Source organism: Stenotrophomonas sp. STEN054, assembly GCF_056854535.1.
The window spans coordinates 1-9,548 of the sequence record NZ_JBXFWG010000083.1 but is presented as its reverse complement, the minus strand read 5'-3'; the positions used below and the strand labels follow the sequence as shown (position 1 = coordinate 9,548).

General features: G+C 69.1%; 5 protein-coding genes. 3 read left to right on the top strand and 2 right to left on the bottom strand.

Annotated features, from left to right (window positions below):
• Positions 1–311: 311 nt before the first annotated feature.
• Positions 312–3,839: a hybrid sensor histidine kinase/response regulator gene (locus AC1VXD_RS19180; RefSeq protein WP_482993385.1), complete on the bottom strand. Its 3,528-nt coding sequence runs from the start codon at positions 3,837–3,839 to the stop codon at positions 312–314.
• Between the two features lie 98 nt (positions 3,840–3,937).
• Complete coding sequence (locus AC1VXD_RS19175; RefSeq protein WP_482993384.1) at positions 3,938–7,477, bottom strand: hybrid sensor histidine kinase/response regulator; 3,540 nt, start codon at positions 7,475–7,477, stop codon at positions 3,938–3,940.
• 162 nt (positions 7,478–7,639) lie between these two features.
• Here AC1VXD_RS19175 and AC1VXD_RS19170 point away from each other — a divergent pair, with 162 nt between their 5' ends.
• The 3 genes from AC1VXD_RS19170 to AC1VXD_RS19160 are packed head-to-tail and all read left to right on the top strand — an operon-like array spanning position 7,640 to position 9,428.
• A complete protein-coding gene (locus tag AC1VXD_RS19170) occupies positions 7,640–8,284 on the top strand; it encodes a YceI family protein (protein WP_482993386.1) in 645 nt (214 codons plus the stop codon).
• Positions 8,281–8,859, top strand: a complete 579-nt coding sequence (locus tag AC1VXD_RS19165; protein ID WP_482993383.1) for a cytochrome b — start codon at positions 8,281–8,283, stop codon at positions 8,857–8,859. The genes AC1VXD_RS19170 and AC1VXD_RS19165 overlap by 4 nt, the downstream gene beginning before the upstream one ends.
• Positions 8,856–9,428: a YceI family protein gene (locus tag AC1VXD_RS19160; RefSeq protein WP_482993382.1), complete on the top strand. Its 573-nt coding sequence runs from the start codon at positions 8,856–8,858 to the stop codon at positions 9,426–9,428. The genes AC1VXD_RS19165 and AC1VXD_RS19160 overlap by 4 nt, the downstream gene beginning before the upstream one ends.
• Positions 9,429–9,548: the final 120 nt, after the last annotated feature.

Below are 9,548 nucleotides of genomic sequence, written 5' to 3'. Positions count from 1 at the left end.
CTGTGGGTGGCTGCCGACCGTTGGTCGGCACATCTGTCAGATATAGAATGAGTTCATTCGTGCCGACCAACGGTCGGCACCCACCAGAGCAGAACTCCGTTCCGACAGATCGCAGACGTCTGTCGAAGGCGGGGTGGGTCCGGTTGAGGGGGTGTGAGCGGCATGGATGCCGCGACCAGGCCCCCATGGACGGGTTTACGGCGTCCCCCTCAACCGGACCCATCCCGCCATCCCACGGATAGCCAGCTTTTGAAGTTGACGTTGCCGTTGATTGAAGCAGGTGCAGGGCTGCAAGCCCTGCAAAAAGAAACCTACCGCTCCAGTACCCGCGCAATCGCCTCGACCAGCAGCTCACCAGTGACCGGCTTGCGCAGGAATCCGCCGATGCCCGCGGCCTCCACCTGCTCCTGCAGGTCCGCATCGGTACGCGCAGTCACCGCCAGCAACGGCAGCATGTAGCCCTGGTTGCGCAGGTGCTGGGCCAGCTCGAAACCACTCAGGCCCGGCAGGTCCAGGTCCAGCAGGCCGACATCGAAATCGCCCGCGCTGATCTCGCGCAGTGCCGCCAGTGCATGGCCGGCATGCACCACCTCATGGCCGCGCGCGGTCAACAGGCCGATCACCACATCGGCCACGGTGGCATCGTCTTCCACCAGAAGGATGCGCAGCGCAGGCATGTTCGCCACGGCGTCCTCGCCCCGCGTCGCCTCGCCGTCTTCGCTCGCGCCATCCTGCTGCAGCGGCAACGGCAGGCTCACCTCGAAGCGGGTGCCACTGCCAAGCTGGCTCTCCACCCGGATCCGGCCCTGCATGGCTTGCGCCAGCTCGCGGCAGATCGCCAGGCCCAGGCCACTGCCGCCGTACTGCGCCGCAGTGCGTGCGCCGTCGGCCTGCTCGAAACGGCGGAACAGGCGCTGCTGCTGTTCCTGGCTGATGCCCGGGCCGGTGTCGTGCACTTCGAAATGCAGGCCACGTGGGCCGTCCTCGCGGCGCACGAGCAGGGTGACGGTGCCGCGGCTGGTGAACTTGACGGCGTTGGACAGCAGGTTCAGCAGGATCTGCCGCACCCGCATCGCATCGCCGGTCGCCTGCAGGCCCGCGGGCAGCTGGTTGTCCAGCACGAAGCGCAGGCCCTTCTGTGCGGCCAGCGGCGCCATCAGAGCGGCGAGGTCCTGCAGCAGGCCGTTCAGTGCGAACGGTCGCGACTGCAGCTCCAGGCGCCCCGATTCGATCCGGGCCAGGTCCAGTGCATCGTTCACCAGGTGCAGCAGGTGCTCACCGGCATGGCGGATCGACTGCGTATAACCGCGCTGCTGGGGATCCAGCGGCGAGGCCAGCAGCAGTTCGCTCATGCCGAGCACACCGGTCATCGGCGTGCGGATCTCATGGCCAAGGTTGGCCAGGAACCGCGTTTTCGCCGCCGACGCCTGTTCGGCCAGTTCCTGCTTGTGCAGGGCCAGCTGGTAGGCGTGCTTGCGCTGCAGGCGGCGCCGGTAAAGCCAGGCGAACCAGCTGGTCAGCAGCAGTGCGATGGACGTCAGCACCAGCAATCCGGACAGGCTGCGCCACCACGGCGGCTGCACATGGAACTCCAGCGCTTCCACCCGCGACCACACGTGGTCGGCCGAGCGCGCCTGCACTTCCAGCCGGTACGCACCCGGTGGCAGGCGCGAGAACAGGCGCTCGCCACCCGGCCCCACTTCCACCCAGTCCGGGTCGTACCCGTTCAGCCGGTAGCGGTAGCTGTTGGATGCGGAATCGGCAAAGGACAACAGCCGCGCGACGATACGCAGGTCACGGTCACCATCGGCAATCTGCAGCGGCGTGTCGTGGGTCAGGTCCAGCACCTGTTCGTTGCGGCGCACCTCCACCCGCTCGATGACCAGCGGCGCGCGCCGGGTCGAAGGTCGCACCAGGTCGGGATCGAACGCCACCACGCCGGCCGGCGTACCGGCCACCAACCGCCCGCTCGTCGAGGCGATCAGGGTGTGCTCGCGGAATTCCTGGCTGGGCAGGCCGTCATGCACGCCATACAGACGCACGCTGTGGCCATCGGCACCGACCCGTACCAGGCCGCGCGCACCGCTGGCCCAGGCCACGCCCTGTGCGTCGACCACCAGGCCGGTCGCGGCGATGGCCGGGTAGCCCTGCTCGCTGCCAATCACCGCCTGCCGCTCCAGGCGCCCGTTGCGCCAGAGGTAGCGCGACAGGCGCCCATCTTCGGACAGCCAGACCTGGCCATCGGCGGCCACGTCGATCGCATACACCGGCGTGGCCGGTGCCCCGGGCACGGGCTGGAAGCGCTGCGCCTCCGGCTGCCACTGCAGCAGGCCGCGGCTGCTGGCCAGCCAGATCCGGCCCTGCGGACCGCACTCGACATCCATGTTGAGCTGACCTGCCTGCAGGCCATCGCGGCCGTTCTCAAGCTGCTGGCGCAGATGGCCGTCGAGGCCGCGCTGCTGCAGGCCAGAAGCCAGCATCAGCCAGAGGCTGTCGCCGTCGCAGGTCACCATCGCGTCGATGCTGCCTTCCATCGTGGCGTCGGCGCCGCTGCTACGGTCCCAGCGTTGCAGCGCGCGGGTGCGGGGATCGTAGCGCAGCAGTGCGTCGGTGGAACCGACCCATACGAATCCTCGGCCATCCTCGCGCACCGATGTCAGCCAGTGCATGCCATTGAGAAAGGTTCGATGCTGTTCGATGCGTCCGGAGGCCGGGTCGAAACGATCCAGTGCGCCATGGCCCCCGACCGTCCACACCCCACCGTTGGCCGATGGGCTGGTGCCAAGCACGTAGGCGTTGCGCAGCGATGATGCATTGTCTTCCAGCCGCGAGAACACCGAGAACTGCCACCAGCGCGGCAGCAGGTGCCACAGCCCGGCGTTGGTGCTGGCCAGCCAGATGCCGCCCTCGCGGTCTTCATAGGCACCTGACCAGTTGGGCCGAACCTGGCCTCGCGCCACGGCGCTGTACAACGGCACGGTCTGGTACTGGCCATTGACCGCGCGGCCCAGGCCACTGCGTGTGTCCAGCCAATACCCGCCCTGCTCATCGCGCAGCATCATGCCCAGTACCTGCTCACCGGCCGGCAACTGCCATGGCGCCGCCTCGAAATGGCCCTCCGGCCTGCGCACGGTAGCGCCGGCCATGGTGCTGATCCACAGGCTGCCATCGGGCTCGGCGGTCAGGCCATTGACCGGCTGGCTGGGCAGCACGCCTGCAGCAATGCGCTCGAAATCGGTACCGGTCCACCGCGCGACGCCATGCTTGGTCCCCACCCACAGCGTGCCATCGGGCAGGGTCGCCAGGAACGGAATCGAGGCGGCCGGCACGCTGCGCGGGTTGCCTGGTTCGGGCAGGAAACGCTGCAGGCGGTCCTTGTCATCCAGCCGATACAGACCACCGCCGTATGTACCGATCCAGATCGATCCATCCGGGGTGGAGGCCAGGCTCCACACCGTATTGCTGGTCATCAGCGGCTGGCTGCTGCGGTCGTAGAAACGCAGCTGCCGACGGTCGGCCGACATGCGCACCACGCCGGCATTCTCGGTGCCGATCCACAGCTCGTTCCTGGCATCGACCAGCACGGTCCAGATACGGTTGTCGCGCAGCCCGTCCTCGGAACGCCAGACCCGATAATTGCGCCCGTCATAGCGGGCGAGGCCGTCATTGGTCGCGATCCACAGGTAGCCGTAGCGGTCCTCGGCCATGCGGTTGACGGTATTGGACGGCAGGCCGTCGAACACGGTCACCTGCCGCGGGGTCGGCGGCACCGGCTGTGCGGCCACGGGCGCCAGAACACACAGGAGGATCAGCAGCAGCGCCGCCCGCAGATACGCCACCGATTGCCTCCCCACGCTGCCTGTTGATGGACCCCGCGTTGTGCGGCGTCGGCATGGTAAACCGAAAGTCAGGGCATTCACGCCAACCACTACCTCGATCAGGCATCCACCTGGCGTTTTGCCCGGGCCTGCTGGATCGCCGACACCAGCAGGTCGCCGGTCGCCGGCTTGCGCAGGAACCCGTCGAAACCGGCAGCGAGCACCTGGGTTTCCGCGTAGGCATCGGAACGCGCGGTCACCGCCACCAGTGGCAGCTCGTAGCCCATCGCACGCAGCTGGCGGGCGATGGCGGTGCCATCCAGCGCCGGCAGGTCCAGGTCGAGCAGGCCGACATCGAAGCCGTCGGTGGCGATCTCCGAAAGCGCGCCCAGCCCGTGCAGCACGTGCACGACCTGGTGCCCGCGTGCGCGCAGCAGGCCGGCGATGACCTCGGCCACGGTGACATCGTCTTCCACCAGCAGGATGCGCAGGGCCGGCAGCACCGGCACCGTGCTCACCTCGCTCTGCGCCGACGTCGCCTGGCGGGTCCACGGCAGCGGAACCCACACGCGGAAACGCGCGCCCCGGCCCAGCTGGCTGTCCACGTCGATGCGCCCGCCCATCGCCACCGCCAGTTCCTGGCAGATCGCCAGCCCCAGCCCACTGCCACCGTAGCGCGAGGCGGTGCGCGGCCCGTCGGCCTGTTCGAAGCGGTGGAACAGCCGGCGCTGTTGCTCGGCGTTGATGCCCGGCCCACTGTCGCTGACCTCGAAGGTCACGCCATTGCCATCCTCGTCGAGGATCGCGCCCAGCCCCACGTAACCCCGATCGGTGAACTTGACCGCGTTGCCGAGCAGGTTGAGCAGGATCTGCCGCACCCGCATTTCATCGCCGCTGACGCAGACCGGACCGGGCAGCGCGTCCTCGCGCCGGAACGCCAGCTGCCGCTGCAGGGCCATCGGCTGCATCAGCGCCTGCACCTGGCCGAGCAGGCCATTCAGATCGAACGGACGGATATCCAGTTCCAGGCGACCCGCTTCGATGCGGGCCAGGTCCAGCGCGTCGTTCACCAGCCGCAGCAGATGGCTGCCTGCCTGCTGGATCGAACCGGCATAGCTGCGCTGCACCGGGTCCAGTTCAGTGGCCAGCAGCAGCTCGCTCATGCCCAGCACGCCGGTCATCGGCGTGCGCACCTCGTGGCCCAGCGTGGCCAGGAAGCGGCTCTTGGCCTGCGAGGCCTGCTCGGCCAGCTGCTGCTTGTGCACGGTCAACTGCCACTGCTGGCGCCGCCGCAGGCGCCGGCGGATCGACCACACCATCACCAGCAGCAACAGCGAACCCAGCATCAGGTAGCCGAAGATGGCCATGCCGCTGCGCCACCACGGCGGCAGCACTTTCACCTGCAGCCGCTGCGAAGCCGTCCACGGCCCACTGGCGGTGGCGGCCTGCACTTCAATCGAATACAGCCCCGGCGGCAGCCGCGACAGCGTGCGCTGGCCATCACCGCCCTGCTCCACCCAGTTCTGGTCGTAGCCTTCCACACGGAACCGGTAGCGATTGCCCTGCGGGTTGGCGTAGGACAGCAGGCGCGCGTCGATCTGCAGATCGCGATCATCCGGGCCCAGCAGCAGCGTGCCGGTGGCCGGCAGCGGCTGCCAGCCCCGCGCATCGTCGCGGCGCACGCGCACCTGCGCGATCACCAGCTGCGAAGGCGGCAGTTCCACGTCGGGCGCATCGGGATCGAAACCGACCAGGCCGGTCTGGGTGACCGCAAGCACCCGGCCGTCGGCACCGATCGCCGGTGGCCGTCCGGTGAATTCGGCATCGGGCAGGCCATCGCGTTCGTTGAACTGCTGCACGCGCCGCGTCTGCGGATCCCAGCGCAGCAGCCCGCGCGGCGTGGTCGCCCACACGCGCCCATCACGGCCCAGCGCCAGCCCGCCCATGCTGACCGGCGGCATGCCGTAGGTGCCGTCCACGCGCTGGATCAGGCGCAGTCCCAGGCCATCCCACTGGTAGCGTTCGAACGCTCCCTGCCGCGCCAGCCACACCTGCTGCGGGTCGATCCAGACCAGATCGAAGATCTGCCCCTGCGACACCCCGGGCACGGCGACGAAGCGCTCGCCCTGCTCGCGCCAGATGCCCATCGCACCGACCAGCCAAGCCTGGCCGCGCGCATCGAAGCGGATCTGCTCCACCGGCGCATCGCCTTCGCCGCCCAGCGCGGCCAGCTCGAAGATGCGCAGCACCCGGCCATCGCTGGCGCGATGCTGCAGGCCGAGGTTCATCACCGAGATCCAGACCGTGCCATCCGGCGCCTCGCGCATCAGGTCGATGCGCTGGCGCAGATCGGCGCCACCGGCAATGGGCCAGTCGCGCAGCGTGCGCCGCGCCGGGTCGTAGACGCTCAGGCGCCCCGCGCGGCCCAGCCACAAGCTGCCATCCGGGCGCGGCAGCACCGACCACACCGCACCGCTGCCCAGTTCGCGGTCGCTGGCCAGCAGGCTCAGCGTGCCCTGCGCGTTGATCTGGTAAACGCCGTGGGCCGAGCCGACGAAGTAGTTGCGGCCGTCGCTGGCCGCGCTCAGCAGGTACTGGCTGTCCAGCGGGCGTCCATCCAGCTGGTACCAGGTGGAAAAGCGCCGCCAGTCCGGCGGCAGGTAGGCCAGGCCCTGGGTCAACAGCGCCACCCACATGCCACCCTCGTGGTCCTGCAGCAGGTCCAGCACGCCGCTGTGGCTGGTCAGGAAACCGCTGCCGCGGTCGCCTTCCAGGCGCCGCAGCTGGGCCGCATCACCGCGCAGCAGGCCATCGGAGGTGCCGGCCCAGTAACCGCCCTGGCGGTCGGCCAGCACGATGGCCGAGCGCAGCTGGGCGCTGTCGGCCCAGCGCGGCCGGCTGACCCGGTCCTGCGCATCGATCCGGTACAGGCCATCGTTCTGGGTGCCGATCCAGATCGCGCCCTCGGCGTCACGGCTCAGCCGCAGTACGCTCACCGCGCCCAGTTCGCGCGCGGCCACCGCTTCGAAGGCCGTGCCGTTCCAGCGTGCCAGGCCCGCCTCGGTGCCCAGCCACAGGCGGCCCTGCGCGTCGACCAGGCTGCTGTAGATGGTGTCGCTGGGCAGCCCGCCCGCCGACTGCCGGAAGAAGCGCAGGCTGCCGTCCTCGCCCATCCGGCAGACGCCATGGGTGCTGCTGCCGACCCACAGCGCATCCCGGGCGTAGGCAAGGGTCCAGGCCTGGCCCTGGCATTCGTTGTTGAGTGCGTCGAAGGACTTGAAACGCTCGCGGTCGGCATCCAGCCGGGCCACGCCCTTGCCGTTGATGCCGACCCAGACGCGGTCGAGCGGATCGACCATCAGTGTTTCGATCTCGTTGCCGGGCAGCGATCCGGGCTGTTCCGGATCGTGCTGCCAGACCCGCAGCGTGCCACCGTCATAGCGTGCCAGGCCGCCATCGGTGGCCGCCCAGATGTGCCCGGTGCGGTCTTCGGCCAGGGCCAGCACCATGCGCGAGGGCAAGCCTTCGGCCGCACCGAAACGGCGCAGGCGCGGCGTTTCACCTGCCATGTCCAAGGTTGCCGCGGAGGTGGCCAATGCCACCAGCAACAGACCTGCCCCTGCGATGCACCGCCAGTACCGGCGCCAGCCGCTCTTCATCCTGAACCCCCTGTCCTGCGCCGATTGTCACACAGGGCCGGGGTCATCGCTGCAACAGGCTGTTTCCACCCGCATTGCCACCACGAACTGTTGCAGCCGTGCACACAGCGCAGCCCAGGGCCTGTGCGTATGATCGACGCACCTTTCCGCCGAGCCCTGCCGATGCGTTTCCGCCTGGCCCTGCTGCCCTTGCTGCTCGCCGCCGTCCCGGCCTGGGCCGGCAACGATGCGTGGCGCATCGATCCGGTGCATACCCGCGTGCTGTTCTCGATCGACCACGCCGGTTACTCGCAGGCGATGGGCACGATTTCCGGCAGTGCGGGACAGCTGCGGTTCGATCCCGACAACTGGCGGGAAGCGACCCTGGACGTCGAGATTCCCGTGTCGCGATTGGACCTGGGCGATGACAAATGGAACCAGGCCACCCTCGCACGCAGCCTGCTCGATGGCGAACGCTTCCCCACCGCACGCTTCGTCTCCACCCACGTGGAGCCGGTCGATGAGAAGCATGCGCAGGTTGCCGGCACCCTGACCCTGCGCGGGGTCAGCCAGCCGGTAGTGCTCGATGTCACCCTCAACGCGGTCAAGCGCTATCCGCTGCCGCCGTTCCGCCGCACCGTCGGCTTCTCGGCCACCACCACGCTCAGCCGCCGTGCCTTCGGCATCACCGCCTGGCCGGGCGTGATCGGTGATGCCGTACAGGTGAGGATCGAGGCCGAAGCGGCGTTCGACCGCAGCGATGCCCCGGGAACTCCCGCCCCTGATTCCCACTCCGACAGCACGACGGCCCCCAAGGATTCCCGATGACCGCCAAGAACACGCCCGCCGCCTGGGGCAGTGTCAGCCAGACCCTGCACTGGTTGATCGCCCTGCTGATCCTTGCCCTGGGCATCGTCGGTCTGACCATGGGTGAACTGCCGAAGACCCCGAAGTACTTCTGGGTCTACACCGCGCACAAGTCGATCGGCATCACCGTGCTGGCCCTGGTGCTGTTCCGCCTCGGCTGGCGCCTCTATGCCGGCGCGCCGCAGCCGGTGCCGGGGGTGCCCAGCTGGCAGGAACGCATCGCCAGCGCCACCCACGTGCTGCTCTACGCGCTGATGTTCGCCATTCCGTTGTCCGGCTGGCTGTACGACTCGGCCAGTGGCCTGCGTCCGTTCCGCTGGTTCGGCCTGGTCGACGTGCCCAAGCTGAGCGGCCCCGACCCGCAGACCGTCGCGGTGTCCCATGCCATCCACGAGTACGGTTTCTGGCTGTTGATCGCGGTGGTGCTGGCCCATGCCGGCGCCGCCTTCTACCACCACCTGTTCCAGCGTGACGCCACCCTCTCGCGGATGTTGCCGCGCGGCTGGCTCGCCTCCCCCAGAAGGACTGACCGATGACCCTGAAACTGACCACCCCGGCCGCCGTGGCCGCCGCCCTGGCCGGCATGCTGGCCACCGCCCCGGTGCTGGCCGCCGAGTACGCCCAGGCCCCCGGCGCCGGCTCGATCCTGGTGTTCGCCACCAAGTACGACGGCGAAGTGTTCACCGGCAGCTTCCCGGGCTTTGCCACCAAGCTCAGCTTCGACCCGGCCAATCCGGCCGCCGGTTCGCTGGACGTGGTGATTCCGCTGGCCGGCGCCAAGAGCGGCAACAGCGACCGTGACTCGACCCTGCAGGGCGCGGACTTCTTCAACGTCGGCAAGTTCGCCACCGCGCACTACACCGCCAAGGGTTTCCGCGCCGTGGGCAACGACCAGTACGCCGCCGACGGCACACTGGAACTGCGCGGCGTCAGCAAGCCGGTCACCCTCACCTTCACCTGGAAGCCGGGCACGCAGCCGGTGCTGACCGGCAAGGCGACGGTCAAGCGCCTGGACTTCGGCGTGGGCGGCGGCGACTGGGCCGACACCAAGACCATCCCGGACGAAACCTCGATCAGCACGATCGTGAAGTTCGACGCGAAATAAACCGTGTCTTCCCCCCGGCGGTGGGCCCCCCGAACCCCCACCACCGGCAACCGGGGTAGCCGCGGCCCGCGACCCCGGGCTAACCACCCCCCCCCCCCCCCCCCCGCCCCCCCCCCCCCC